Below are 23,847 nucleotides of genomic sequence, written 5' to 3'. Positions count from 1 at the left end.
CGGGCCGGGCTTCACCACAGCTTGTTTATTCGAATGTAACCTCTAACACCGGCGACGTTCCCCGCTCAACAGGTCCGGCTGCTTTCTTCTCGATTGCTGCCGCGCTATCCGTGTTGGTAATAATGATCGGGGTAACTGTACTTTTCGCTTTCTCTTTTACAAGTTCAAGATCAAAGCTTACTAACCGGTCACCGACCGAAACTTTATCGCCCACACTGATATGGGCTTCAAAGCCTTCTCCATTCATCGAAACCGTTTCAAGGCCAATATGAATGAGAATTTCTGCACCATTTTTCGCCCTGATGCCGATCGCATGCTTTGTAGGAAATACCTGGACGATTTCTCCGTCAACCGGTGAAACTACCTCCCCTTCTGAAGGCTCGACTGCAATGCCATCACCCATCATTCTTTCAGAAAAAACCGGATCAGGCACCTGCTCCAGATTAATTGCTGTTCCGGTTACCGGAGCGTAGATCTCCACGGTTTTAATTGCTTCTTTCTTTCCAAATAGCTTCTTAAACATGCTGTTCATCCTTTCCAATCTAGCGGTTTACTCGTTGTTTTCAAAGAGTGCAACGAACTCCTTGTACCCTTCTTCTTCCAGTTTGTCTTTCGGGATAAATCTCATCGCTGCCGAATTCATGCAATACCTTAAACCTGAAGGTCCCGGTCCATCATTAAATACATGGCCCAAATGCGAATCGGACGATTTGCTTCTGACTTCCGTGCGTATCATACCGTGGCTGTAATCAGCTTTTTCAGCGATTTCTTCTTCGTTAATTGGCTTTGTAAAACTGGGCCAGCCGCAGCCGGCATCATACTTCTCCTTTGACGTAAAAAGCGGCTTTCCGGAAATGATGTCGACATAAATGCCGTCGCGAAATTCGTTCCAATATTCATTTCGGAACGGCGGTTCGGTGCCGTTATTCTGTGTCACCTCATATTGCATCGGTGTCAGCTGCTTTTTTAACAGTTTAGGATCTTTTTCCAACTTGATCCCCCCAATGTGTGCGGATAAAAGCGGCCCGGCCGGAGCCTTCCTGGTACGCTTCATATCGAGCCCGATTCTTTTTGTAATAGTCCTGATGATACTCTTCTGCCGGGTAAAATGTTTGAGCCGGGAGAATTTTTACAGCAATGGGTTTATTAAAGCGGCCGCTTTTTTCAAGGTTCTCTTTTGACTGTTCGGCCAGCTGCTTCTGCTCTTCATTATGATAGAAAATCGCTGTTTGATACGAGCTGCCCCTGTCAAAGAACTGCCCTCCCGGATCGGTCGGGTCAATTTGCTGCCAATATAGTTCCAATAACCTTTCGTATGGAAAAATTTCCGGATCAAACGTAATTTGGACTGCTTCGTAATGCCCGGTTGTCCCGGAGCAAACTTCCTCATATGCCGGGTTTTCCTTCGTGCCACCGGTGTAGCCTGAAATCACTTGAATGATCCCGGGCTGCTCATCAAATGGCTTGACCATGCACCAAAAACAGCCGCCTGCAAACGTCGCCAATTGACTGGTTTTTTCGCTCAAATAAAGCACCTCTTTTCTCATGCTTATCGTCTCTATACTTATTCCCCAGCTGGACGATTTTACGCTCCCTTATAAGATTATATGAAAAGCTTTGTACATGCAAAGGATAGATTTAAAAAATGGCAATATGGCAGGACATCTCTTGCTGTACAACCTATTAATCCAGCTGCACAAACCGAAAATGCCGGGCATATGTTAATGACGTAAACTACCCGGATTGGAGCGAGAGCAATGCCCGACCAGAATAATTTTGAAAAAGCGGCCATGTACGACATGCTGGCCAAATACTATAAATATTTGAACCCGCCGATGCATGTTCATTATTATTACAAGCACTTGAAGTATATCGGAAAAGCGGTGCACTCATTGCGGACAGCGGGAACCCCGGGCAATAGCATGATGCAGCCGGCACAAGTGCGCGTGCTCCATGCTTCCCCGAACGGCCCAGACGTGGACATTTATGTCAACGGCAACCCCATTCTTAAAAATTTCTCTTATAAGCGGGGCAGCGATTATGTATCCTTGCCTCCAGGAAGATACCAAGTCGATATTTATCCCTCGGGAAACATGGTTTCGACGGTCCTCAGCAAAAAAGTGACAATTGAGTCGGGAAACTATTATACTTTGGCTGCTGCGGGCCCGGTCGAAAAGCTGCGCCTTTTTGTATTTGCAGATAAACCCGGTGTTCCCGAAAATGAAACAAAAATGCGGTTTATTCACCTTTCTTCTGATGCGCCGGCAGTGGATATCGCCGTAAAAAACGGTGACGTCATTTTTCCAAACGTATCATATAAACAAGAAACAAGCTATCTTGGCTTATCTGCGATGACAGTTGATCTTGAAGCAAGAGTTGCCGGTACAGATCAGACTGCTTTACCCCTGCCCGGGCTGACCTTTAAAGCAAATGAAATCTACACAATCGCGGTGGTCGGCTTTGCAAATGAAGATCCGGGCCTTGAAGTCATCATATTAAACAAATAAAGCGGCCGGAGCAAGTCCCCTGGCCGCTTATGATTCATTGTTTGGAGAGAGGCGCCGGCCACTATTTGACCGGCACGCTTAACGTAAACTGAATATTATCGTTCCTTAAGTCGAATTCGTTTACTTTTACCTTTATATTGCTCTTTAGCCTCATATTTTGGAGACTGACGTATACAAGCTCTTCTTTCGGGCTGATTTCCACCCATTCAGGCAGCTCATAGCGGTCATTGATCAATTTTAAAACAAAAGCAACAGGAAGCTGAAGCTGGCCGACCGAGATTGATTCCTGTCTTAAAAGTAAATCACCGTTTTCAAGCGCTTCAGGCTCAAAAGTTAGTTTCATTTTTATTTCATCTGTAAACACCGGGAGCGTTCCGTATAACACAACCTCATCGTGGAGGACGACCTCATAATCAGCCGTTCCTGTTAAACCTTCCGACTCCAAATAATGATTGATGACTCTGTTTAGATCGTGTTTATTCGTTTTAATATTAAATTGAACATCCTCTTGATCCGCCGGTTCGCGCAAGCTGTCTGGCCTGTCCCCGGCGGGCAAATTGATCATGATCAATAAAACTGCGATTACGGCGATATTCACCCCTGCCAGCAGGAGAAATAAAGTTCTCCATTTATTCTTCATTGATTTTGCGTCTCCTCTTTTCGGCTGATATAAGAATCTCCGGAAATTTCCGCTAAGGCTCCTTCGTTAAGCTCTTCATATACTCGTTCGCCAATCAGCTCGTAACCTCGGTTATTCGGATGGAAATAATCTGTAAACAAAATATCCTCTTCCGGATTTTGAAAAAGGTCCATAATTTCGACGAAATAGGCATGCTCATACTGGGCAACCGTTGATTGACTCGTCGAGTTCCAATCGGAAACAATCATATTTAGTTCGTCAATATTGGAAAACCATTTCACAAATGGGTTGTACAAGCCTACGAGAACAATTGCAGTATCATTATTATAGCTCTTAACCGTATTTAAAATTTCATGGAGCCGTTCCTCGTATCTTTCTTTTTCTTGAGAGAATTGATCCAGCTTTAAATGGGAAATATTTTCGCGGACGATCTTCATCATATCATTTCCGCCGATTGTGATCACCGTTATGTCTGCTTTTTCAATGGCCGCTCTCACCTCGGGATCTTCAAGCCTGCGAATTAAATCGGTTGTCCGGTTGCCTTTCACTCCATAATTTTTAAAGTCAGCTCCCTTTATCCCTTTTTCCGCTTCAAGCCTTTCTTGTAAATAAGGGATGTAGCCGCCTCTCTCCGTGCTGTCCCCAACACCCTCTGTTAATGAATCGCCGACTGATACGACGTTTATTTCTCTAGGAATATAGTTATCGGGAATATCCTGTTTAAATTCGATTCCCAGTTGTTTTGCTGGATGGTCCGTTTCCGTTTCGGGAGAAGTAAAATCACAAGCAGAAAGAAGGATTGTACAAAGTAAAAGGGAGGTGAATGTCTTTTTCATATCATCACCCGCTTTTATTCTATAAAAATATTATATCATGCTGCATCCCGCGCTGAGATAACATCATTGTTTAATATATACCCGTGAATGGATGATCGGAAAACTAAAAAAATAGGCCTGTTTCAGGCCTATTGCAGCGTTTTGATATCGCTGATCATTTGTTCAAAGGGAATATCATTAAGTCCGGAATACGATTGCACAATCGTTCCTTCCTGATCAACAAGGTGGAATTCAGTGCCATGGATAACCTGATCGTCATTTTCCGGTTTTTGCACCAATGTTTTGAAAACATCAACCGCAAATGTCTGGATCTCATCCTGGGTATAGCCCGTCAAGAAATTCCAATTCGCAAAATCGGCATTAAAATGCTCCGCATAGTTTTTTAATGTGGCTCCGTCATCCACTTCCGGATCAACGGTAAAAGAGACGAATTCGATGTTTTCAATTCCTTCATCTTTAGCCATCTTTTGCAGCTTCGCCATATTATGAGTCATTGGTATGCATACATCATCACAGCTTGTAAAAATAAAATCGGCCACCCAGACTTTGCCTTTCAAATCTTTGAGGCCAAATGCTTCCCCTTCCTGGTTTGTGTATGTAAAATCACTTACAGGCCAGTCTTTGGCATTTTCAATCTCTTTTTGGCCACAGGCGGAGAGAACGGCTGCTGCAATGAGCATGAACCCCATTAAAAAGAATTTTTTCAACTTATTTCACCCGCATTCGTTTTCCTGTCGAACATTATTCTAACAAACCTTTTGCGAAGAAGGAAGGAAAACGTTTTTCCAACTTGGTAAACAGCTTAACAATTCAAAAAACATCCAAAACTAGAATGTTTTTCCGCGATGATTTCTCATCGTTTTATAAAAAGATTTAACAAATAAAGAATAATTAAAGCGATGGGCGATCTTGTGAACCCTAAAGCGTGCTTTATCGGCTGATTTTCGAAGATCGGCAATACTTTTCCCAAATGCTTCACCTCTATCAACCACGATTTTCACCGGTGCCTTTATGTAATCCATCTCCGCCTCGTCAGTCAGCGCCCAGAGCGTTAACACATCATGCAACGGGCTTCCGGGAATATCAGGATTCTTTTTTTTATAAAAATCAAAATAGTATTCAACCAAGGGCTTAACGAGCATTCCTGCCTGATTGTTCACCGATTTATAATATATATGAAGCTTATCAATCACTTCAGGGCTAATAATCGCAGCCATTGTGACATCAAGCGGAATGATGTGAAGCATTTTAGGAGCCATATTGATGACAACATTAGCGGCATAAGGATCCCCGAAAAAATTTGCTTCAGCTACGGGAGTGATATTGCCTGGAACAACAAAAGCTCCGCCCATAATATAAAATTTTTTTACCTGCTTCATAAGCGACGGGTATAAAATAAATGCTGCTGCCAGGGAAGACAATCTGCCTATATTGACAATATGAATATCGTCTTTGTACTTTTCGATAATCGTGTTTATTTCGTGAAAATTTTCAAGTTTAATATGAACATAAGGAAATTTGGGGATAATCGGACCAAGACCCTCGAGGCCGTGAATTTCCGGATAATGGATCGGGTGTTCACCTGTCAAAGGCAATTCTGCACCGCCAATAACCGGGATATCCGTTGCACTAGTAATCGCTTTGAGAAACGCGGCATTGCGAACTGCGACATCCTTTGAAACATTTCCATAGTCGCCGACAACACCGACTATATTTATTTCATCGTTAAAATAAGCGTAAATCGCTGCGATAAAATCATCAACGCCAAAATCGCTGAATAACAATACATTCTTTCTTGCCATTTCACACCTCCCCTATATAAGATACTGCTTAGAAAGGATAAAAATGGCAGTAAAATATTCACACTACAAAAGTACTATTCTGGTTCTTCAGCAGAGAACAAAGGCACATAAATTCTAAAAGTCGTTCCTTCACCTTCTTTACTTTCTACTTCGATTTTTCCTTTCATTCGTTCAATGATTTGGTAACAGACCATTAAACCGATTCCGGTTCCTTTTTCCTTCAATGAATAAAAGGCAGTGCCAAGCCTTTTGAGGGCCTCCTCTGACATGCCGATGCCCGTATCACTGATAATAAATACTCCATAGTCCCCTTCCTCTTTTACCGTTAACGTCAGTTTGCCACCATCCTTCATCGCTTCAATCCCATTTTTTATAATGTTGATCAGGACTTGATTTAATTCACTCTTATTACCCCTCATCATAATCGGTCCGTTAATATGCGTAATGACATCAATATTTTTTGACATCATCGCATAGGAGTTCATCAAATCGACGACTTTGCCCGCCAGTTCCGCGCCGTCGACTTGTTCAATCTGCTTCAAATCAGGCTTGGCAAGCGATAAATAATCGTTGATAATCGTTTCCGCCCGGTTCATTTCCTCAATCATCAGTTTGATATACATTCGCTCCTCATCGCTCATTGATTCCTTTGCCAAAAAAATCTGCAGAAATCCTTTTACAACGGTCATTGGATTGCGAATTTCATGCGCGACGGAAGCAGCAAGCTGGCCTATCGCATTCATTTTCTCGGCCCGTTGGAGTTCCTGCATAAACTTTGTTTTTTGAAAAATATTTTCCATCTCATCGAGTACAGCCTCCCATTGAATCGGATCCTGCCTTTTTTGTGGCGGGCCCAACTGCTGCGAAGTGGCAGACAGCCTGTCAAATAGGATGGACAGCTGCCTCGTCATCATGTTAAACCTTTCAGCGAGCTTTTTTAAATCCGAAAACTCTTCGATTTGCAGGCGGACATTAAAATTACCGCTGCTTACTTCATTGATGCCATAGATGATTTCGTTAATCGGCTCAATAACCTTCTTTAAACCCCAGCTTAAAATAAAGTAAACCAGGATTGTGATAATTAGAAATGAATAAATCAAAATCGCAGTAATCTTTTTTTCATACGCCCCGACAAAGGACGCATCCGCATCGACTCCGAGCAAAGCAATGACATTTCCCCGCTCGTCTTTTATCGGGGAAAAAGCGGTGATCCATGTTCCGTATTGGTCTTTATAAACTCCGCTTGATGACACCCTGTCTTCTTTCATCACCGTTTTAAACGTTTTCGTAAATTCTTCTCCGCCTGTATAATAGGACAAATTCTTGAAACCTAAATGATTGTAATGTTCGGAGGCAGCCAGTACATAAAATTTGCTGTTTTCATAAATCTCCGGAGCAACTATATAAGCTTCTATAAACGCTGCATCTCGTTCATTTATTAAGGAAACATTTTTGACCAGGCGTGCCAGCGCCGGGTTATCAAGGTCCTGAAACTCTTTTACAGAAAAGATATCCCCGGGGTTAATCGTTGTGCTCCATAATGACGATAAACCCTCGACCCGCTCCTCTATTTGATCCTTCAGCACCTTTGAATGCAAAACAAAGCTGATCCCCGCAGTTGATACGGCAACAAGGAAGGTAATTAAAAAGGAAAACAGCAACACTTTTCTAAATAGCGGAAGATTTTTTATTTTCTGCATTAATCTCATATCCTTAACCGTTCGAATGTCATTTTGATGTGGTATTCGACACATGAATAAAAAAATCCTTTAAATACCAGCCATAAATGCGAAAACGCAGAAATATTTGAGGGCGATGTGAAAACCATCACAAATATGTTAATGATTTCATGATAAAATCAATTTAAACTTACACAAAATGCAATGAAGCAGGTGAAATAATGAAAAAGTATGTAATTGGATATTTAATTTTTCTTGCCACAGTGTTAATATTACTTGCCGGCTGCTCATCAACCGCAGTTGAAGAAGATAACGCGAAAAGCAGCAATGACAAAGATCCCCACGCTTACCAGGCAGAAAATGGAGATTTGCGCGAGTTAACCTCCTCTGCCGAAGAGCTGCCGGTTTTTGTCCACGACAAACACGAACAAGTACAAATGATCTACGGGGAAGCTGCGAAGCATCAGGAGCTTCTTGAATGGATTCCCTGCTATTGCGGTTGTGCCGAGTCCGGCAACCATCAAAACACTTATGATTGCTTCGTTTATGAGAACCGTGAAAATGGCGAAGTAGTATGGGACGACCACGGTACAAAATGTGGAACGTGTCTCGATACCGCAGCCGAAAGCATCCAGCAGTATAATGAAGGCAAAAACGTCAAAGAAATTCGCGATTATATTGACGAAAAATATAAAGACGGTTATGCAGAGCCAACACCGACCCCAATGCCTGAAACGAAGCTTGATTTATAGATAAAAGCAACTCCGCCTTCGCAGCAGAGTTGCTTTTTTTATTCAAAATAATACATTAACCCGACCGCACCAACTCCGGTATGGGTGCTGATAATTGGCGTCGTCTCTTCAATGTCAATTTTATTGTAGCCGGTCAACTCATAGATAGCGGACTTTAATTTATGAGCCAGTTCACTGCCTTCTGCATGGAGAAGCCCGACACCTTTGATCGTCCTGCCTTTCACATCTTCAGCAAACTGCCTGGCAAGATATTTAACAGCCTGTGAATGGCTTCTTACTTTGGCAACAGGAGTGTAAACACCATAATCGAGGGATGCAATCGGTTTAATATTGAGCAACGAACCGATCATCGCCCTTCCTTTCCCAATCCGTCCGCCTTTGACGAGATTTTCAAGTGTATCAACGACCACCAATAAACGTGTTTGCTGGCGGACTTCATTAAGCCTGTCCAATATTTGCTCGACGCTTTTGCCTGCCCGCGCCAATTCAGCAGCCTCGATTACCTGGAAAGCAAGTGCTTTCGAGATAAAGCGCGAATCTACTACTGTCACGTTTGCCTCAGTCATTTGCGCCGCACTCTCGGCAGACCGGACAGTCCCACTCATTTCGCCCGTCATATGGATGGAAATGATTCGAAAACCCTCTTTTCCCAGTCTGTCATAAACCTCCAGGAAGGCACCTGCCGGCGGTTGTGAGCTCTTAGGCAGCTCATCCGACTCCTTCATTTTTTTAATAAATTCGGCGGGGGTTATCTCAACGCGGTCTACATATGTTTGTCCATTTATCGTAATCGATAAAGGGACCACTTCTACATCATATTGCTTTATGATTTCTTCAGACAAATCCACAGTGGAGTCTGTCACGATTTTAATTTTATTCATCCATTCACTCCCTCATAAACACTTAGTTCGTATTATACATGTTCACCGGATATTTATGAAATAATTACTTTATTTTTTTGACATAAAAAGAGTATGAGCTGTGCCCATACTCTCACCGATTATGCATTATTCTTTAGTGCAGCCGTTTTAAAAATCTGTTCATAATCCGGCCATTTAAGAACTCTTTTTAAATAGTCTCTAAATGAATAAGTTTTACTTGCCATCTTCCCTTGATAAAGGGCAGTAATCAAGGTTTGCAAACGGACTTGGATCATAAAATAATGAGGGCTATCTTCCTCCAATACAGGAATCTCCAAAACTTTTACCTTCTGTCCAACAACATTTTTGAACTCCAGGCTTTTGAATAGCAAAATATCAATCCTCTTTTTTACCCGTTTGACTATATTATACCCTAAATCAAGGTCGAAGTGTGTTTGAATATGCTCTATACAAAAAAATTTATGAGATTTCCAGTCTTTACTCGTCTAAAGTAAATTTTTTCTTCTCTGGATGATGAGCAAGGCTAATCCAGTCACAGCCATGATAAAACCCGCCAGAAGATAATTGTACAAATTGCTGGCAGTCGAAGGCAAAATCTGGCCTTCCCCTGCTTCTGTTCCCAAATCTTTGTTGGTAATTGGCCGTATTGGTTTTATCGTATCTTTATCACCCGGGCCTTGTGTTCCGGATGGGCTCCCGGGTCCGGTTGTACCGGGGTTTGGATTCGGCTGCTGGTCCGGAGCAGCCTGATTTTCTTTTGCTGTAAAGATAAACACCAGCTTGCATCCCAACCCTTGAAATTCGTTGCCAAGGTTTTCAGGAAACATTAAATGAAAGAGAAGGTCCTCTTGATGCATCGATTTTAAAAACCGCGGATTTAATTTCTTAAAGTCCTTCAGCTTTCCGTCAAAAACCAAATTTCCCCTGGCGTCAGAGATTTTTAGCAGATACTCATTGAATAATTTTTCAGAGCCTTCTGCGAATTTAACCTCTGTTGTATAAGTAAAATCTAACTTTCCTCTGTTTTGAATGGTTAGCGTTTTATTGGCTTGTCTTCCCGGAGCCATATTCGTTAAGTTAAAAAAAACTTTGTCGGGGTCAGTTTTAATAAGAATCTCTTCTTCATTAGCGGCTAATCCTGAATTGAAGGGATAAACAAAGATGATCATTAATTGAAGAAGAAATATTATTAAGATCTTGGAAAGATTCATAATACACTCCCTCGTACTTCTAAGTACATTAAATTCACAATAAAGCGAATCTTACATTTTGATTGTGTTTAAGGTTTATAGAATCCTGGAATCTTATTGGCTGTTAGAATCATGACTATTTTCTGTATTGTTTCCTGCTTCCGTTGAATTTGTACTATTCTCTTCAGCAGCAAGAGGAGGAGGAGGAGGAGGAGGTTCACTGTTCTCTACGCTGCCCCCTGACTCGGGATTATTTGTTCCAGCAGTATTTTCTTGATTATCCCCTGATACAGGCTCACTTGGTTCTCCGTTATCTTCATTTTCTGCCGGAGCGGGAGCTTCAGCTTCCTGGGTGTTTTCCGGAACTGGAATCTCGCTTTCTTGTTTGTTTTCCTGACTTTCATCCGGAGCAGGAACCTCGGTTTGTTGATTGCTTTGTTCGTTCTCAGCCTTTTCTTCTTTCTTTTCGATTGTCGCAAGCAGTTTTGCCTGGTCTACTGGAATGGAGACAATTTCATCAATATAGCCATTAAACCCTAATATATGATATTCAATTTCCGCCCGCTCACATTGATTTGGCAAATTGTCTGCATCCTGTGGATTTGTTGTGAAAGTTGCCCCAGGCTCCAAATCAATCGTAGAAGAGTGGTTGCCACCATTTTTTGTAAGCAGCTCTACTGTAAGGGGTATCTTGACCGCTGAAATATTTGTTATCGATATACTGCTCGTCAGCTTGCAGTTTTTCTCGTAGATTACATCTCCAGTCTTTATGAGCAATAAATCGGAAGTAGTCGAATTTTTGATGACTCCCATCGAACTGGCAGACGAGCTAAACCAGGCAAACGTCCCTGGCAGCGATCCGAGAAAAATCGTAAAAATATAACCAAAAAATATCAAGCTTAATCCCGTTAATTTTAATTTACTTTTCCAGCGCCTCTTTTTGTATTTGCATAATCTCTGTTCCATATATCCTCCTTAGAGAATTAAGGCAGTTGAAATGACGCTCAACTGCCTTACTTTACGAAAACTATTTTTGTTCTTCTTCAACTGCTGGTCCAAACTCTGCTCCATTATCTGTTTGTTTTGCTTCCACAAGGAAGTTTGCGTTGTATGTCGCACCTTGATATTCATTTCCGGCAGTATCAAGCAGTTTTACGCCGAAAATGATATCGATATATTGGTTGTCATTTAATTTCCAGAAACCGCCTTCACCGAGTGTTAGTGTCCTTGAAGTTCCACTTGCCTCGGCTTTAGCCAATTGTTGAACTTCTTCTTCGGTTAAAATTCCTTCTTTAATCTCATACCCTTCCTCAGCTGCTGCAGCTGACATAACTGCCGGGTTTGTTTCACCACTGAAGAATTTCTTTTGGATTCTTAACTCCCAGTCTTTTAATTTATCTTTACCTGGCTTCTCTGTATACTTAACCGCCAAATAGCCTACTTTGTATTTTGAGATGCTTGCTCCATCAACGCTATGAGTATAAGTTGCTCTTAATACTTGATCAAGGCTTCCGGTGTTTTTAACCGTGTTCCAATTGCTTAATAATACTTGAGAAGGTGCAAAGTTTGTATGTTCGAAAAGTGAACCCATTTCCCCTAAAGTTAATGTTCCGTTTTCGATTGTGCCGGTCGCCTGACTTTGATCTGTAAACCATGAATATGTACCGAAGCCTGCGCCTACTACTAAAGTTCCTGCTAATGCCGTACCGATTAAAGCTTTCTTCACGTTTTTCATTAAATCCCTCTCCTTATAAATCTAATTTTTGACGAATAAAATGTTAAGGCTTTAGGTTTTCATCCGTCTTCACTCCCTTCCTTTATGCATCAGTCATGAAATTTGTTCTTTCTTCTTGCCGCCAATTAATCCCAGCCGTTGGAAAATTTCAATAATGATAAAAATGAGCAATGGAAGTCCAATAAGCAATGCGAAACCAATAGGTCCGGATACAAACTTTGCCACATACCCCGCATTTGGGATGATGAATGCTTCAACACCTAAAATATCTGCACGAGGGATTAAAATTTGATCGTCGATACTGTTGTTATCACCTTTTGCCTGAAAAAAAGTTTTTCTGTCTTGTTCTATCTTTTTAATGGCTCTGTGCGTAACCAAAATGCCGTCAGGATGTTTGTAGGTGATCACATCGTTTACTTTTGGTTCCTGGTTTACGTTAATAAGAATGACATCGCCGGCATCAAGTGCAGGCTGCATGCTGTTGGAGAGAATCGTAAGCGGTTTAAACCCGAATAAACTCGGAGCCTTTTCTACGTCGCCCTTGGATTGGAAAACAAAAAAGAGCACGGCACCAGCTGCCAGGGCAAGGAAAATCAGAAAAGAAGTAGAGATGATTTTTAAGGTTTTCTTCACCAGATCACATCCTGCATTAATTGTTCTTTTTAATGAACGATTGCGTTTCTCCCTTACTGGGAATAATTATTTGTTCTTTTTAACGAACTAACAAAATGAGTATATGCCAGAAGTCACAACTAAGGAAAACGGCAAAACCGGTCATTTTTTCTTTATAAAGAACGCTTTTTGTTCATTTACTCAAAAATGCTCGGTTTTTCTTACTTTTTTGTATTTTATAAAGAACCAATCGTTTCTTATAATGAACGTATAAGAGATTTGAATAAGGGGGGATATTGTGAAGGCAGTGGCTGTTCTTCTTTTAATTGCAGGGGTATCGTTGGCCGGGACAGGAGCGGCTGGTTTCTTTCAGGTAAAAAAAGCCCAGCACATTAGCTATCGCAAAGCTGAACAAGTGTTAAAAACAAATGCGGCGATACCTGATCATCTGGCAGAAAAAGCGTTTGAACCAAAGCATGGCGCGGTGGTCGGCATGCTTGAAATCCCGAAGCTTGAGGCCCGGCTTCCTATAATAGAAGGAACGGATGAAGATGAGCTGGAAAAAGGCGTTGGCCACTTTAAAGGAACTGCATATCCTTTAGGGAACGATCAAATTGTTTTGTCAGGCCACCGGGACACGGTGTTCAGGAAAATGGGTGAGTTGGAGACCGGTGACCTGTTTATTTTAAAGCTCCCCTATGGAAGCTTTACTTATAAGATGGACAGCTCACAAATTGTTGATGCAAATGACAGGACGATTATTAAACCAACCGCGCCTAAAGAAGTATTAACGGTGACGACTTGCTACCCTTTCACATTTATCGGGAATGCCCCTGAACGCTATATCATTACCGCCCTCCCGGCAGACGAAAACATTAACCGCTGAGGCAGCAACGACATTAAACAAGAACAAAAAGACCCGGCAGAATAAAAATCCTGCCGGGTCTTTGAGCTTACACGATTTCCCCGTTTTCTTGAGACCATCGCTGTTCTTTTTTAAGTTTTCTTTTATAAACTATTTTAGAGAGATTGATGCTTACTTCATACAAAAGCAAGAGCGGAATCGTGACGAGGATGTCCGACATAAGATCTGGAGGTGATATGATAACCGATATCACGACGAGTACAAAGTATGCATACTTGCGGATTTTTTGCATTACGTACGGGTTGATGATACCGAGAGACGTCAGGAACATTGCCACGACCGGCAATTCAAACAGTACGCCAAACGGCAGCGTCATATTCATAACAAACCGAAAATATTTATCAGCAGTAAAATTGGTTGCGACCATCTCCCCGCTCAGTTCAACAAGGAAGTTCAGCACTGTCGGAAAAATGACAAAGTACCCAAAACACAGTCCCACGATAAATAAGCCAAACAGGGCCGGGATATAGGCGAGTGAAATCCTTCGTTCAATCGGTTTTAATGCCGGTTTGACAAACAGCCAGGCTTGCAGGGCCAGGACCGGAATTGTCGCAGCTACCGCAATGACGGTCGCTATCATGAAATAAACCCAAACGATATCACTCGGACCGAGCACCACCAATTTTACATCAAGATCACGGACAAACCAGTCATAGATATCTTTTACATAAACAAAGCCTATGACGAAAAAAATGATAAACGCTGAAACGGTAATAATCAGCCGCTTTCGCAGTTCATCCAAATGATCGATCACATTTAGTTCTTTATCTTCCATATCGTTCCCCTGCCAATCGGTTTGATGCTATAAATGAAGAAAAGTGCAGAAAAGATTTCTGCACCTATTTTGCCTCTTTCTTCTTGTCTTCTTCGAATTCCTCCATGACATCGCTCGTCAGCTCACGCGTTGATTTTTTAAATTCGCGCAGCGTTTGGCCAAAAGCACGGCCGATTTCAGGAAGCTTCTTCGGTCCGAAGATGATTAAAGCGAGAACAAGAATTAATATTAATCCGGGTACCCCGATATTTGAAAACATGCAGATACATCCCCTTTAAAGTTTCAAGTTGTGAATCTACTTAGATTATATAACTTTTTAGAGATTTATGCGGAAAAAGAATGAAAATGTTCATAAGAAATTCACATAATCATGAAAAAATCTTCGAAAGTGATCTTTCTTATATACTTCACTGTTTAAATGAGCAAATGAAACAGGTTGCTGTCTTTATTTACCTCTTGATAGGAAAACCCCTTTTTCTTCATTCTTGCAATTAAATCTTCATAATCTTCCTTCTGTTTCAGCTCGATCCCAACAAGAGCCGGTCCATTGTCGCGATTATTCTTTTTCGTATATTCGAACCTGGAAATATCATCGGTTGGCCCGAGCACTTCATCCAAAAATTCTCTTAGCGCTCCGGCACGCTGCGGGAAATTGACGATAAAATAGTATAACAGCCCTTCATAGAGCAAAGAACGTTCCTTGATTTCCTGCATCCGGCCAATGTCATTATTTCCCCCGCTGATCACACAAACGACTGTTTTCCCCTTAATTTCTTCCCGATAAAGATCCAATGCGGCGATTGGCATCGCTCCTGCCGGTTCAGCGACAATCGCGTGCTCATTATAAAGCTCAAGAATGCTTGTACAGACCTTGCCTTCCGGAACAAGCAGAATATCATCAAGATTTTCACGGCAAATATCAAATGTTTTCGCACCAACACATTTAACCGCTGCGCCATCGACAAAGTTATCAATGTCGGCAAGAGCCGTGCGTTGATCTAACGCCAGCGATTCCTTCATGGATGCGGCGCCTGCCGGTTCAACCCCGATCATTTTTGTATTTGGCGAGATGCTTTTCATATAAGTGCTTAAACCCGCCATTAAGCCCCCGCCGCCAATGCTGGCAAACATAAAATCGATCGGTTCTTCGCAATCATTAAGAATTTCGACAGCAGCCGTTCCCTGGCCTGCAATGACCATTTCATCATCAAAAGGATGGATAAACTGCCGGTTTTCCTGTTTCGCGCAAATTGCTGCTTCTTCATAGGAATCATCGAAAGTATCGCCAATCAGGACGATTTCCACTGAATCCTTGCCGAACATTTTAACCTGGCTTACCTTTTGCCTCGGTGTTGTGGCCGGCATATATATTTTACCATGTATTCCAAGCTGGCGACAGGCATAAGCTACACCCTGGGCATGATTCCCTGCGCTGGCACAGACAACCCCATTGCCGAGTGCATCCTTTGGGAGTGATTTTATTAAATAATAAGCGCCCCTCAGTTTAAAAGATCGGACGTACTGGAGATCTTCCCTTTTTAAATAAATCTGGCATTCATATTTTTCGGAGAGCCGCTCGTTTTTTTGCAGCGGGGTATGGGCAACGACATCTTTTAGCTGCTGGTAGGCGATTAAAATGTCTTCAAGCTGTACCCATTTTCTTTTCAGTACTTTCTGTTCCATGTGTCACCCTCGTTTCTGCGAGTTTTATAATTCGTACATTATAACATGAAACTTTTAAGAACTTACAGTAATTTATTTAAAAATTATTATTTTTCCGGCAATTTTTTTGAATAAAAACCCGGGCTGATAGTATAATAAAGCCAAATCAATCGTAAAGGGGATGGTAACATGGAATTTTCACTTTGCAGCCTGGATAGTGCTTTGCCCGTTGAAGTTGTTCTCGACCAGGATAATGGCCGCTATATGATCCGTAAGAGTGATACAAGCGGGGAGGTTTTTAACAGCCCGAACGAATTGATTAACTGGGTTAGAGCAAATTTTTCCGAAGGGGAATTTTGCGACCCGCACGAATTTAGAAGCATGCTTGAACAACTTGCCAAATATCAGGCAAACCCAAATTTAGTTGATTAGCAAAAAAACAGCCGCCGGCTGTTTTTTTTTACTTGCGATGATATATTAAAAAATCGTAATCATAAGGATTTTTTTCGTTTTTTAAACCTGGCTCTTTTGAAACAAGCTTCCAATCGTTTAAATCAAAGTCCGGAAAATATGTATCTCCCTCAAATTCAGCGTGAATTTGTGTTAAGTAGAGGCGGTCAGCAGCTGTAAAAATTTCTTTGAAAATTTCTGCTCCGCCAATCACAAAAAACTCTTCCCCTTGCCCGTTCGCATATTCCACAAAGTCGGCAATCGAATAAAATAACGTCGCCCCAGGAACTTCATAATCACGATTTCTCGTAATAATGATATTTTCCCGGCCCGGCAGCAAGCGGCCAATGGATTCATACGTCTTCCGGCCCATTACAACAGGATGCCCCATCGTCATTCTTTTAAAAAACTTTAAATCTTCCGGCAGATGCCACGGCAGCCGGTTGTCCTTGCCGATCACGCGATTTTCATCCATCGCCCAGATTAATGAGATCATACGCTGACAGCCCCTTTAATATGCGGATGCGGATCATAATCTTCAAGAACAAAATCTTCAAAACGATAATCAAAAATATCTTTCACATCGCGGTCAATCTTCATTTTTGGCAATGGCCGCGGCTCTCTCGCCAGTTGAAGATTAACCTGGTCAAGATGATTTTGGTAGATATGGACATCGCCGAAAGTATGGATAAACTCCCCTGGCTCAAGATCACACACCTTTGCAATCATCAGCGTTAATAAGGCGTAAGATGCAATATTAAATGGGACTCCGAGAAAGACATCGGCAGAACGCTGATAGAGCTGGCATGACAGCTTTCCGTCGGCGACATAAAACTGGAACATGCAATGGCATGGAGGCAGGGCCATCTTGTCAATTTCAGCCACATTCCAGGCATTTACAATTAATCTTCTTGAATCCGGATTGTTTTTTATTTGGTTGATCAGCTCGCTGATTTGGTCAATCGTCTGCCCGTCAGCCCCGGTCCATGATCGCCACTGGTGTCCGTATACCGGACCGAGCTCCCCGTTTTCGTCAGCCCATTCATTCCAAATGCGCACACCATTTTCCTGCAAATATTGAACGTTTGTATCTCCTTTTAAAAACCAGAGAAGCTCGTGGATAATTGATCGTAAATGGAGCTTTTTGGTTGTCAGCAATGGAAAACCTTCCTGCAGGTTAAAGCGCATTTGGTAACCAAAGGTGCTGATCGTCCCTGTTCCCGTCCGATCTTCTTTCTTAACGCCGTTTTCCAGCACATGCTTGCATAGCTGTAAATATTGTTGCATTATTTCACGTCCTTCGACAAAAATCTGTAATCTATTCTACCAGAAATGACAGGATCCCGCGAAAAAATTATTTTAATGCTTTAATAAACTCATACGATTGGGGGGCGCGTTCTTTCAATAACTCTCTGCTTTCACCGCCTAAATAGTACATCGCAAAAATTTCTGCAAAATACTCTTCAGGGAAGGTCAGATAATAATCAATCCCTGGAAACAAATCGATTCGCTCTTCTTGCCAAATCTTCAGGAAGTATGGATTATAACGGATCTGATTAAATACATAGCGGTCAAGTGAATGGGCCAATTCGTGAAGTTCAAGATTGACCGAGCCATGTCCCATACCCTTTTCACTCGCCCCTATTTTCACTAATACCTGTTTCGAGCCGCCAATACCCGGGACGTCATCCCAAACTTTCTCGCTTTTGTACCCGCGCGGAACAATCCCCGATAAGTGGCTTGCAGACGGATTATCGGTCAGTTTTCCTTCAAACAGGATAAGCAGGATTCCTGCCCTGTTAATTTTCTGCAATAACGGTTCAGGTAATTGTCCAACACGTGCTATCATTAAAGCAGCTTCTTTTTCATCAAAATCACCTTGTGGGACGACGATCATGTCTCCAAGCAACTCACGTGAACCGGCTGTTAAATATTGATGAAGTTCGGATGACTCCGGAACATTGGATAATTTGATGCCTTGAATCGGTGCGCGGGAATTTCCCAGCAATAATAAAGAAACGGTCCCGACGATGGCCATAAGGAAAATTTTGCGCATATCATTCACCCTTTTGCTATTCTTGGAGGTTCATAAGATGGAAGATTGTATTAATCATTTGCACACTCTTTATGCTGTTTTTTTAAAGGTTGAAAAAGAAGGAACCATTCATATAGGACGGCTTGGAAGGTTTCATTTCCAGGAAGGAACCTATATTTACGTAGGAAGCGCCAAACGAAATATGACAAGCAGAATTTCGCGGCACTTGAAGGTAGACAAGAAAAAGAGATGGCATTTTGATTATCTGAGACCCCTTGGAAAAGTTATAAAAATTATAACATATGAAGCTACTATTGGAGAGTGCGCGCTTGCTGAGAAATTAAGGAAGGAAACGGCCGGCATGTATCCTGTAAAAGGGTTTGGTTCTTCGGATTGCCGTTGTTTTTCCCATTTGATCTATTGTCAATCGCCGCCGGATTTCCAAATGAATTTTCCAGGAGCATGAATCAAATTTTGTAAATATATATAAACAGCCTGCGGTGGTGTCTCACCTTTCTTCTTGTCCTCGCATATAGTTGAGTACAAAAATGAAGAAGGTGAACAGCGATGAGATTTTTAGTCAGGAGAACCCAGGCCCACTATATACAGGCAGAATTACAAGCGGTTCAAGCCGTGATGGTATCCGGTTATTTAGTTTTGGCTGATTTATTTTTTTACGCGCTTTTGTTTACGTTGCTGCTCTCGCCTGTCCTGCCATCTGTATTTATGGCTGTTTTGTTGTTTATCATTTTATACGGCAGCTGCGGAGCTCTGTACTTTTATTTAAAAAAATGGCTGGTCCGGCCGGATTAGGATTTGTCAGGTGTGGAAAATCTATAGTTATGAAGAAAAATGTTTCATACCGTTTTTTGCTTGCATCGGCAAGTTTAAAAAGAAAGGGACCCGCACGTCCGTCAGATCCCTTTTTGTCCTTATTGCTGCATATGCTCTTCTTTATTGACGCTGGCTTTTTTCTTATTGTAATAGTGAACTGCTAATGTCGCTGCAAATGTTACAAGAATGATGAGAAAGAAGTATATGTGGTCTAAATGGAATCCCCATACGCTTGCGAACATTTTCGCTGCAATGAGCAGGATTAAAATATAGGCAGCTGTTTCAAGCTCGGGAATATTCATAATCAGCTTCAGGAATACTCCTGCAACACCACGCATCATCAGAACGCCAAGTATTCCGCCGAGCAAGAGAACCCAGACCTGGTCACTGACCCCAAAGGCCGCAAGAACACTGTCTACCGAGAAAGCAACGTCCATTAATTCTACGGAAACGACCGTTCCCCAAAATGTACCGAACAAGCGGATCAGCAAGCCGCTTTGATTGATTCCCGCCGGTTCTCCTTCTTTTTCGCCGGTATTTTTTCGTTTATCAAGAAAATATTTAATAGACAGCCATGCCAGGTACGCTGCACCGAGAACCTTTACCCACCATAATTTAATCAGGAACAGTCCTAAACCGATGGCGATAAACCTGAACAGATAGGCACCAAGAAGCCCATAAAAAAGAGCTCTACGGCGCTGTTTTTCCGGCAGGTGCTTTACCATGACTGCAAGTACAAGCGCGTTATCAGCTGATAATAATCCTTCCAAAATCACCAGTGTTCCGATATATCCCCAACTGACTGGATCCGTTAAAACATTTACCCACATTTCCCAATCGAAAAACTGGGAATACGTATGAATAATGCCTTCAAATATTTCTGTCATTCTAGCAGTTCCTCCTGAATACCATTAAATTATTCTTTAGAAAGACCCGGCATTGCCGAGTTTTTTTTTCTAAAGAATAATCCATCTATTTATTTTTTCATAAACCGGGGCCATTTTCAATTAGATTAACTCATCCATTTCGGAGGAGTGTTTTTATCCCAATAGATTGAGCCGAGATCATGATGGGCCTGAAACTGGTCATGATGGGTATGATAATGAAAATTGAACCAAAAACCTGCCTGCGGAGGATGATCTCTTCTGACGTGAAAACGGAGAATATCTTTTTTCGTAACGCGGTTGAAAATATGAAAGATTTTTTCGGATTGGCCGTTGCCAGGTGCTTCCGTAATCGCCAGATTCGTTAAGTCTTCTTCCGGATGCCCGGCAATCACCTGATCGATTGCTTTTTCCATTTCAGGTAAAATGATTTCTTTAAATTCATCTTCAATATACGGTTTAATTTTCGAACCAAATTTAAGCATCGATTGTTCCTCTGCCTCTTTCATGATGTGCCCGACAAATACTTCCCTGTCTGATAAAGGCTGGCTGCTATCTGCGGGAAGCTGAAAATCAGGTGCAGTTTGAGCAGGTTTTGTTTCAAAGCTATCCCGCTTCGCCGATTTGCCAGAATGGACTCCATCATAAAGGAACGCCTGGGACGGCGTAATCAATCCAAACGTTAAAATAGTGACGAGAATAACAAAGGATTTCCTGAGCCATTTTGGCATGAAACTCTTTCCCTTCGAAGCAATTTTTCTGAAAGTCTTTGAAAATACTTGATGAAAGATTGTTAACAAACTGCCAGATTGCATTCTTAAAATTTATTATACTTCTTTTTACGAATAAAAGGAAAATTGGTTTCAAATATTTTTCAATGGTTAATAGAACTATATCTTTTTATATTTGGGCAAGTTGTTTTATATTGGAGATAGTAAAGCAAAGGGGGGCTGGCTGATGGATTGGTCAATTGCATTTGTAATCGGGAGCCTGTTGTTGATGGCGTATTTTGTTTACCTTGCCATTGCAGATTAACAAAAAAAGGGATAGGAAAAAGGCTGGAGCTTTGCGGTCAGCCTTTTTCTTTTTCAATGATCCCAAAATGAAATTTTGCCGTTTCTATCATGATTTCGTTTGTTCGCCCTGCTGTTGTGATAAACATTTACTTCACCTGTTTTGCAGCATAAATGATAAAAAGGACGTCATAGACATCCTTTTTAACAATGGGCTTCAAATGCTGCTGTCAGATTGTCCATAATCTCTTCCATCGAATGGTCTTCAATATCATGACGGGGGATAAAATGGACAACCTTTTTTCCTTTTAAAAGCGCCATCGAAGGAGAAGAAGGCTCGATCCCTGTGAAATACTCGCGCATTTTCGCCGTTGCTTCTTTATCCTGCCCGGCAAAAACGGTGACAAGCCGGTCAGGTTTTTTATCCGACCTTAACAGCGCCTGGGTTACCGCCGGCCTGGCAAGCCCCGCTGCACAACCGCAAACGGAATTAACAACGACTAAGGACGTTCCATCTGTGTTTTCCATGAACGCTTCAACTTCATCAGCTGTTGACAGCTCTTCAAATCCTGCACGTACAAGCTCTTCCCGCATCGGTTTTACCATTTGCCGCATATATTCTTCATATGCCATTGACATATTATATCCCTCCCGAAAAAGTTTGCAATGCAAGCATACTATAAGCGGTGCTTGCATTGCAATTTTGCGGAACCGGGGATTTATATCTTCAACGGCTGTTTTGCTTCAGTTTCATCAAATAAATCGGTAACAGCCCCTTTTGATGCACAGGAAACGAGTCTTGCATACTTTGCAAGAGCTCCTCTGCTGACAAGCGGCGGAGCAGACCAAGCCTGTTTTCTTTCTGCCAATTCATCTTCATCAAGGGCGACAGAAAGCACCTGTTTCTCGGTGTCAATCGTGATCACATCACCGGTCTTGATCAAGGCGATAGGGCCTCCAACCTGAGCTTCAGGTGCGATATGGCCAACAACAAGACCATGGGTTCCACCTGAGAAACGGCCGTCTGTTAACAGCGCAACGCTTTCGCCAAGACCTTTTCCAACGAGGATCCCTGAAATCGAAAGCATTTCTGGCATACCAGGCCCGCCTTTCGGACCTTCATAGCGGATGACAAGGACATCACCGGCTTGAATCTCCCCATTCATCACCGCTTCTGTTGCTGAAGGTTCATCATCAAATACTTTCGCCGGACCTGTTAATTTCTTAACCTTTAAGCCGGATACTTTGGCTACAGCTCCAGACGGGGCAAGGTTTCCGGATAAAACGACTAATGGACCTGCCGGTTTCAGCGGCTCGCTAACCGGATAAATCACTTTTTGGCCGTCTGCCAAGTCCGGGGCTTCCGCAAGGTTCTCGGCAAGGGTCTTGCCTGTTACCGTTAAACAGCTGCCATCAAGCAGCCCTTCTTTTAACAACATCTTCATCACTGCCGGCACACCGCCTACATTATGCAAGTCCTGCATGACGTATTTGCCGCTCGGCTTCAAATCAGCAAGATGCGGAACCTTCTTTTGGATCCGGTTAAAATCGTCCAATGATAGATCAACTTCTGCAGCATGTGCAATCGCCATCAAGTGCAAAATCGCATTGGTTGAGCCGCCAAGTGCCATTACTGCGGTAATCGCATTTTCAAATGCTGCTTTCGTTAAAATATCACGCGGGCGAATATCCTGTTCGAGCAGCCGGTAAACTGCCTGTCCGGCAGCAAACGAATCGGCACGTTTCTCGTCCGTTTCGGCAGGATTGGAAGCACTTCCGGGAAAGCTCATCCCCAATGCTTCAATCGCACTTGCCATCGTATTAGCCGTGTACATTCCACCGCACGATCCCGCCCCAGGACAAGCATGGCATTCAATTTTGTGAAGTTCTTCGCGGTCAATCGCTCCCGCATTGTATTGACCAACGCCTTCAAATGCAGAGACAATATCGATATCTTGTCCGTGCAATTTTCCCGGCTTAATCGTTCCTCCATACAAAAATACGGACGGCAGATTCATGCGGGCAATCGCCATCATGCAGCCGGGCATGTTTTTATCACAGCCGCCGATCGCAACAAAGCCATCGAGACTTTCCCCCCCAACAACCGTTTCGATCGAATCGGCAATCAGGTCGCGGCTCGGCAGCGAGTATCGCATTCCTTCCGTGCCCATCGAAATCCCGTCAGAAACCGTGATCGTGTTGAACACGAGCGGCGCACCGCCCGCCTCGCGCGCACCATCCTTTGCTTTGAAAGCCAAATCATTAATATGTATATTGCATGGAGTTACTTCGCTCCAGGTGCTCGCAATTCCAATCATCGGCTTTTTAAAATCCTCGTCAGAAAAACCTACTGCACGCAGCATCGCGCGATTCGGTGCCCTTTTTTCATCATCACTGATCACATGACTTTTGATTCTTAAATCTCTCACAGCTATCTCCACCTTCTAAAAATCGTTTCTTACAAATATAGACCCTTTCGCCAGTAATTTCAACAATTTTCATAAAATTTTAATATATCAGTTTGACAGAAAGCGCTTTCGGGAGAAACTTTTTGAAGCTGCCCTGAAATTAAAAACCGAATGTTGAGTTTTCTATATCCAACATTCGGTTTATGATAAAAAAAAACGCAATCATT

The 23,847-nt window shown here is 42.4% G+C and carries 30 protein-coding genes; 6 read left to right on the top strand and 24 right to left on the bottom strand.

The features are described from left to right. Window positions 1–25: 25 nt before the first annotated feature. From CU633_RS11975 to msrA, 3 genes are read right to left on the bottom strand one after another with little or no spacing between them, the layout of a single operon-like run. On the bottom strand, window positions 26–523 hold the full coding sequence (locus CU633_RS11975) for a PTS sugar transporter subunit IIA (protein WP_101660769.1): 498 nt from the start codon (window positions 521–523) through the stop codon (window positions 26–28). A gap of 27 nt (window positions 524–550) precedes the next feature. After that, window positions 551–949, bottom strand: coding sequence for a peptide-methionine (R)-S-oxide reductase MsrB (msrB, locus tag CU633_RS11970; protein ID WP_374703367.1), 399 nt, complete (start codon window positions 947–949; stop codon window positions 551–553). A 25-nt stretch (window positions 950–974) separates the two neighbouring features. Next, window positions 975–1,472, bottom strand: coding sequence for a peptide-methionine (S)-S-oxide reductase MsrA (msrA, locus tag CU633_RS11965; RefSeq protein WP_257958681.1), 498 nt, complete (start codon window positions 1,470–1,472; stop codon window positions 975–977). 285 nt (window positions 1,473–1,757) lie between these two features. Between msrA and CU633_RS11960 the strand changes: the two genes are divergently transcribed. Beyond that, window positions 1,758–2,507 (top strand): DUF4397 domain-containing protein, encoded by a 750-nt coding sequence (locus CU633_RS11960; protein ID WP_101660763.1) that lies wholly within the window; start codon window positions 1,758–1,760, stop codon window positions 2,505–2,507. A gap of 61 nt (window positions 2,508–2,568) precedes the next feature. On the opposite strand, the gene CU633_RS11955 is transcribed toward CU633_RS11960, so the two are convergent. The 5 genes from CU633_RS11955 to CU633_RS11935 all read right to left on the bottom strand — a co-directional run bounded on the left by CU633_RS11955 (window position 2,569) and on the right by CU633_RS11935 (window position 7,485). Further along, window positions 2,569–3,147 carry a YpmS family protein gene (locus CU633_RS11955; protein ID WP_101660761.1) on the bottom strand — a complete coding sequence of 193 codons (579 nt, stop codon included), beginning with the start codon at window positions 3,145–3,147 and terminating at the stop codon, window positions 2,569–2,571. After that, window positions 3,144–3,983 (bottom strand): SGNH/GDSL hydrolase family protein, encoded by an 840-nt coding sequence (locus tag CU633_RS11950; RefSeq protein WP_101660760.1) that lies wholly within the window; start codon window positions 3,981–3,983, stop codon window positions 3,144–3,146. Before CU633_RS11950 ends, CU633_RS11955 begins: the two co-directional genes overlap by 4 nt. A gap of 128 nt (window positions 3,984–4,111) precedes the next feature. Continuing rightward, entirely contained in the window at window positions 4,112–4,672 is a 561-nt protein-coding gene (locus tag CU633_RS11945) for an SCO family protein (protein ID WP_101660829.1), read from the bottom strand. Between the two features lie 138 nt (window positions 4,673–4,810). Further along, window positions 4,811–5,785, bottom strand: a complete 975-nt coding sequence (locus CU633_RS11940; protein ID WP_101660757.1) for a nucleoside hydrolase — start codon at window positions 5,783–5,785, stop codon at window positions 4,811–4,813. 74 nt (window positions 5,786–5,859) lie between these two features. Then, window positions 5,860–7,485: a sensor histidine kinase gene (locus CU633_RS11935; protein WP_257958675.1), complete on the bottom strand. Its 1,626-nt coding sequence runs from the start codon at window positions 7,483–7,485 to the stop codon at window positions 5,860–5,862. Window positions 7,486–7,685: 200 nt separating this feature from the next. On the opposite strand from CU633_RS11935, the gene CU633_RS11930 reads away from it, so the two are divergent. After that, entirely contained in the window at window positions 7,686–8,216 is a 531-nt protein-coding gene (locus CU633_RS11930) for a PCYCGC motif-containing (lipo)protein (protein ID WP_101660753.1), read from the top strand. A 38-nt stretch (window positions 8,217–8,254) separates the two neighbouring features. On the opposite strand, the gene CU633_RS11925 is transcribed toward CU633_RS11930, so the two are convergent. The 6 genes from CU633_RS11925 to CU633_RS11900 all read right to left on the bottom strand — a co-directional run bounded on the left by CU633_RS11925 (window position 8,255) and on the right by CU633_RS11900 (window position 12,655). Then, window positions 8,255–9,097: a DegV family protein gene (locus tag CU633_RS11925; RefSeq protein WP_101660751.1), complete on the bottom strand. Its 843-nt coding sequence runs from the start codon at window positions 9,095–9,097 to the stop codon at window positions 8,255–8,257. A gap of 119 nt (window positions 9,098–9,216) precedes the next feature. Further along, window positions 9,217–9,468 (bottom strand): YpmP family protein, encoded by a 252-nt coding sequence (locus CU633_RS11920; protein ID WP_101660749.1) that lies wholly within the window; start codon window positions 9,466–9,468, stop codon window positions 9,217–9,219. Window positions 9,469–9,582: 114 nt separating this feature from the next. After that, on the bottom strand, window positions 9,583–10,308 hold the full coding sequence (locus tag CU633_RS11915) for an LPXTG cell wall anchor domain-containing protein (RefSeq protein WP_101660747.1): 726 nt from the start codon (window positions 10,306–10,308) through the stop codon (window positions 9,583–9,585). Window positions 10,309–10,401: 93 nt separating this feature from the next. After that, window positions 10,402–11,253 (bottom strand): hypothetical protein, encoded by an 852-nt coding sequence (locus CU633_RS11910; protein ID WP_101660745.1) that lies wholly within the window; start codon window positions 11,251–11,253, stop codon window positions 10,402–10,404. A gap of 61 nt (window positions 11,254–11,314) precedes the next feature. Further along, window positions 11,315–12,022 carry a TasA family protein gene (locus CU633_RS11905; RefSeq protein ID WP_101660743.1) on the bottom strand — a complete coding sequence of 236 codons (708 nt, stop codon included), beginning with the start codon at window positions 12,020–12,022 and terminating at the stop codon, window positions 11,315–11,317. Between the two features lie 93 nt (window positions 12,023–12,115). Next, complete coding sequence (locus CU633_RS11900; protein ID WP_180954943.1) at window positions 12,116–12,655, bottom strand: signal peptidase I; 540 nt, start codon at window positions 12,653–12,655, stop codon at window positions 12,116–12,118. Window positions 12,656–12,932: 277 nt separating this feature from the next. Here CU633_RS11900 and CU633_RS11895 point away from each other — a divergent pair, with 277 nt between their 5' ends. Beyond that, on the top strand, window positions 12,933–13,520 hold the full coding sequence (locus CU633_RS11895; RefSeq protein WP_101660741.1) for a class D sortase: 588 nt from the start codon (window positions 12,933–12,935) through the stop codon (window positions 13,518–13,520). Between the two features lie 67 nt (window positions 13,521–13,587). Here the strand turns inward: CU633_RS11895 and tatC are convergent, their stop codons facing one another. From tatC to ilvA, 3 genes are all read right to left on the bottom strand, one after another. After that, window positions 13,588–14,334: a twin-arginine translocase subunit TatC gene (gene tatC / locus CU633_RS11890; protein ID WP_101660739.1), complete on the bottom strand. Its 747-nt coding sequence runs from the start codon at window positions 14,332–14,334 to the stop codon at window positions 13,588–13,590. 64 nt (window positions 14,335–14,398) lie between these two features. Then, entirely contained in the window at window positions 14,399–14,593 is a 195-nt protein-coding gene (locus CU633_RS11885; protein WP_101660737.1) for a twin-arginine translocase TatA/TatE family subunit, read from the bottom strand. Window positions 14,594–14,748: 155 nt separating this feature from the next. Beyond that, complete coding sequence (gene ilvA, locus CU633_RS11880; RefSeq protein ID WP_101660735.1) at window positions 14,749–16,017, bottom strand: threonine ammonia-lyase IlvA; 1,269 nt, start codon at window positions 16,015–16,017, stop codon at window positions 14,749–14,751. A gap of 168 nt (window positions 16,018–16,185) precedes the next feature. Between ilvA and CU633_RS11875 the strand changes: the two genes are divergently transcribed. After that, complete coding sequence (locus CU633_RS11875) at window positions 16,186–16,428, top strand: hypothetical protein (RefSeq protein WP_101660734.1); 243 nt, start codon at window positions 16,186–16,188, stop codon at window positions 16,426–16,428. A gap of 28 nt (window positions 16,429–16,456) precedes the next feature. On the opposite strand, the gene CU633_RS11870 is transcribed toward CU633_RS11875, so the two are convergent. The 3 genes from CU633_RS11870 to CU633_RS11860 form a co-directional block, all read right to left on the bottom strand. Beyond that, window positions 16,457–16,942, bottom strand: coding sequence for a dihydrofolate reductase (locus CU633_RS11870; protein WP_101660732.1), 486 nt, complete (start codon window positions 16,940–16,942; stop codon window positions 16,457–16,459). Further along, the gene (locus CU633_RS11865) at window positions 16,939–17,733 is read right to left on the bottom strand and encodes a thymidylate synthase (RefSeq protein WP_101660730.1); all 795 of its coding nucleotides are present in this window, start codon (window positions 17,731–17,733) and stop codon (window positions 16,939–16,941) included. Before CU633_RS11865 ends, CU633_RS11870 begins: the two co-directional genes overlap by 4 nt. A 67-nt stretch (window positions 17,734–17,800) precedes the next feature. Then, window positions 17,801–18,502, bottom strand: coding sequence for an anthrax toxin lethal factor-related metalloendopeptidase (locus tag CU633_RS11860; RefSeq protein WP_101660728.1), 702 nt, complete (start codon window positions 18,500–18,502; stop codon window positions 17,801–17,803). Window positions 18,503–18,539: 37 nt separating this feature from the next. Here CU633_RS11860 and CU633_RS11855 point away from each other — a divergent pair, with 37 nt between their 5' ends. Together CU633_RS11855 and CU633_RS11850 are read left to right on the top strand one after the other, a co-directional pair. Further along, on the top strand, window positions 18,540–18,947 hold the full coding sequence (locus CU633_RS11855) for a GIY-YIG nuclease family protein (protein ID WP_101660726.1): 408 nt from the start codon (window positions 18,540–18,542) through the stop codon (window positions 18,945–18,947). Window positions 18,948–19,048: 101 nt separating this feature from the next. After that, window positions 19,049–19,294: a hypothetical protein gene (locus CU633_RS11850; protein WP_101660724.1), complete on the top strand. Its 246-nt coding sequence runs from the start codon at window positions 19,049–19,051 to the stop codon at window positions 19,292–19,294. A 119-nt stretch (window positions 19,295–19,413) separates the two neighbouring features. Here the strand turns inward: CU633_RS11850 and CU633_RS11845 are convergent, their stop codons facing one another. The 4 genes from CU633_RS11845 to ilvD form a co-directional block, all read right to left on the bottom strand. Continuing rightward, window positions 19,414–20,202: a TerC family protein gene (locus tag CU633_RS11845; protein ID WP_101660722.1), complete on the bottom strand. Its 789-nt coding sequence runs from the start codon at window positions 20,200–20,202 to the stop codon at window positions 19,414–19,416. Between the two features lie 125 nt (window positions 20,203–20,327). Next, window positions 20,328–20,930, bottom strand: a complete 603-nt coding sequence (locus CU633_RS11840; protein ID WP_101660720.1) for a YpjP family protein — start codon at window positions 20,928–20,930, stop codon at window positions 20,328–20,330. Between the two features lie 486 nt (window positions 20,931–21,416). Next, window positions 21,417–21,851, bottom strand: coding sequence for a BrxA/BrxB family bacilliredoxin (locus tag CU633_RS11835; protein WP_101660718.1), 435 nt, complete (start codon window positions 21,849–21,851; stop codon window positions 21,417–21,419). Window positions 21,852–21,931: 80 nt separating this feature from the next. Continuing rightward, window positions 21,932–23,641, bottom strand: a complete 1,710-nt coding sequence (gene ilvD, locus CU633_RS11830) for a dihydroxy-acid dehydratase (protein ID WP_101660716.1) — start codon at window positions 23,639–23,641, stop codon at window positions 21,932–21,934. Window positions 23,642–23,847: the final 206 nt, after the last annotated feature.

This window comes from Bacillus sp. V3-13, from assembly GCF_002860165.1.
GTDB lineage: Bacteria > Bacillota > Bacilli > Bacillales > Cytobacillaceae > Bacillus_BJ.
Note: the sequence above shows the minus strand (reverse complement) of the source record. Positions and strands in the feature narration are given on the sequence as shown.

Coding starts and splice junctions, on each gene's coding strand:
- CU633_RS11975 (WP_101660769.1), bottom strand. CDS start 523: ATGTTTAAGAAGCTATTTGGAAAGAAAGAAGCAATTAAAACCGTGGAG.
- msrB (WP_374703367.1), bottom strand. CDS start 949: ATGCAATATGAGGTGACACAGAATAACGGCACCGAACCGCCGTTCCGA.
- msrA (WP_257958681.1), bottom strand. CDS start 1,472: ATGGTCAAGCCATTTGATGAGCAGCCCGGGATCATTCAAGTGATTTCA.
- CU633_RS11960 (WP_101660763.1), top strand. CDS start 1,758: ATGCCCGACCAGAATAATTTTGAAAAAGCGGCCATGTACGACATGCTG.
- CU633_RS11955 (WP_101660761.1), bottom strand. CDS start 3,147: ATGAAGAATAAATGGAGAACTTTATTTCTCCTGCTGGCAGGGGTGAAT.
- CU633_RS11950 (WP_101660760.1), bottom strand. CDS start 3,983: ATGAAAAAGACATTCACCTCCCTTTTACTTTGTACAATCCTTCTTTCT.
- CU633_RS11945 (WP_101660829.1), bottom strand. CDS start 4,672: ATGGGGTTCATGCTCATTGCAGCAGCCGTTCTCTCCGCCTGTGGCCAA.
- CU633_RS11940 (WP_101660757.1), bottom strand. CDS start 5,785: ATGGCAAGAAAGAATGTATTGTTATTCAGCGATTTTGGCGTTGATGAT.
- CU633_RS11935 (WP_257958675.1), bottom strand. CDS start 7,485: ATGCAGAAAATAAAAAATCTTCCGCTATTTAGAAAAGTGTTGCTGTTT.
- CU633_RS11930 (WP_101660753.1), top strand. CDS start 7,686: ATGAAAAAGTATGTAATTGGATATTTAATTTTTCTTGCCACAGTGTTA.
- CU633_RS11925 (WP_101660751.1), bottom strand. CDS start 9,097: ATGAATAAAATTAAAATCGTGACAGACTCCACTGTGGATTTGTCTGAA.
- CU633_RS11915 (WP_101660747.1), bottom strand. CDS start 10,308: ATGAATCTTTCCAAGATCTTAATAATATTTCTTCTTCAATTAATGATC.
- CU633_RS11910 (WP_101660745.1), bottom strand. CDS start 11,253: ATGGAACAGAGATTATGCAAATACAAAAAGAGGCGCTGGAAAAGTAAA.
- CU633_RS11905 (WP_101660743.1), bottom strand. CDS start 12,022: ATGAAAAACGTGAAGAAAGCTTTAATCGGTACGGCATTAGCAGGAACT.
- tatC (WP_101660739.1), bottom strand. CDS start 14,334: ATGGAAGATAAAGAACTAAATGTGATCGATCATTTGGATGAACTGCGA.
- CU633_RS11885 (WP_101660737.1), bottom strand. CDS start 14,593: ATGTTTTCAAATATCGGGGTACCCGGATTAATATTAATTCTTGTTCTC.
- ilvA (WP_101660735.1), bottom strand. CDS start 16,017: ATGGAACAGAAAGTACTGAAAAGAAAATGGGTACAGCTTGAAGACATT.
- CU633_RS11875 (WP_101660734.1), top strand. CDS start 16,186: ATGGAATTTTCACTTTGCAGCCTGGATAGTGCTTTGCCCGTTGAAGTT.
- CU633_RS11870 (WP_101660732.1), bottom strand. CDS start 16,942: ATGATCTCATTAATCTGGGCGATGGATGAAAATCGCGTGATCGGCAAG.
- CU633_RS11865 (WP_101660730.1), bottom strand. CDS start 17,733: ATGCAACAATATTTACAGCTATGCAAGCATGTGCTGGAAAACGGCGTT.
- CU633_RS11860 (WP_101660728.1), bottom strand. CDS start 18,502: ATGCGCAAAATTTTCCTTATGGCCATCGTCGGGACCGTTTCTTTATTA.
- CU633_RS11855 (WP_101660726.1), top strand. CDS start 18,540: ATGGAAGATTGTATTAATCATTTGCACACTCTTTATGCTGTTTTTTTA.
- CU633_RS11850 (WP_101660724.1), top strand. CDS start 19,049: ATGAGATTTTTAGTCAGGAGAACCCAGGCCCACTATATACAGGCAGAA.
- CU633_RS11845 (WP_101660722.1), bottom strand. CDS start 20,202: ATGACAGAAATATTTGAAGGCATTATTCATACGTATTCCCAGTTTTTC.
- CU633_RS11840 (WP_101660720.1), bottom strand. CDS start 20,930: ATGCCAAAATGGCTCAGGAAATCCTTTGTTATTCTCGTCACTATTTTA.
- CU633_RS11835 (WP_101660718.1), bottom strand. CDS start 21,851: ATGTCAATGGCATATGAAGAATATATGCGGCAAATGGTAAAACCGATG.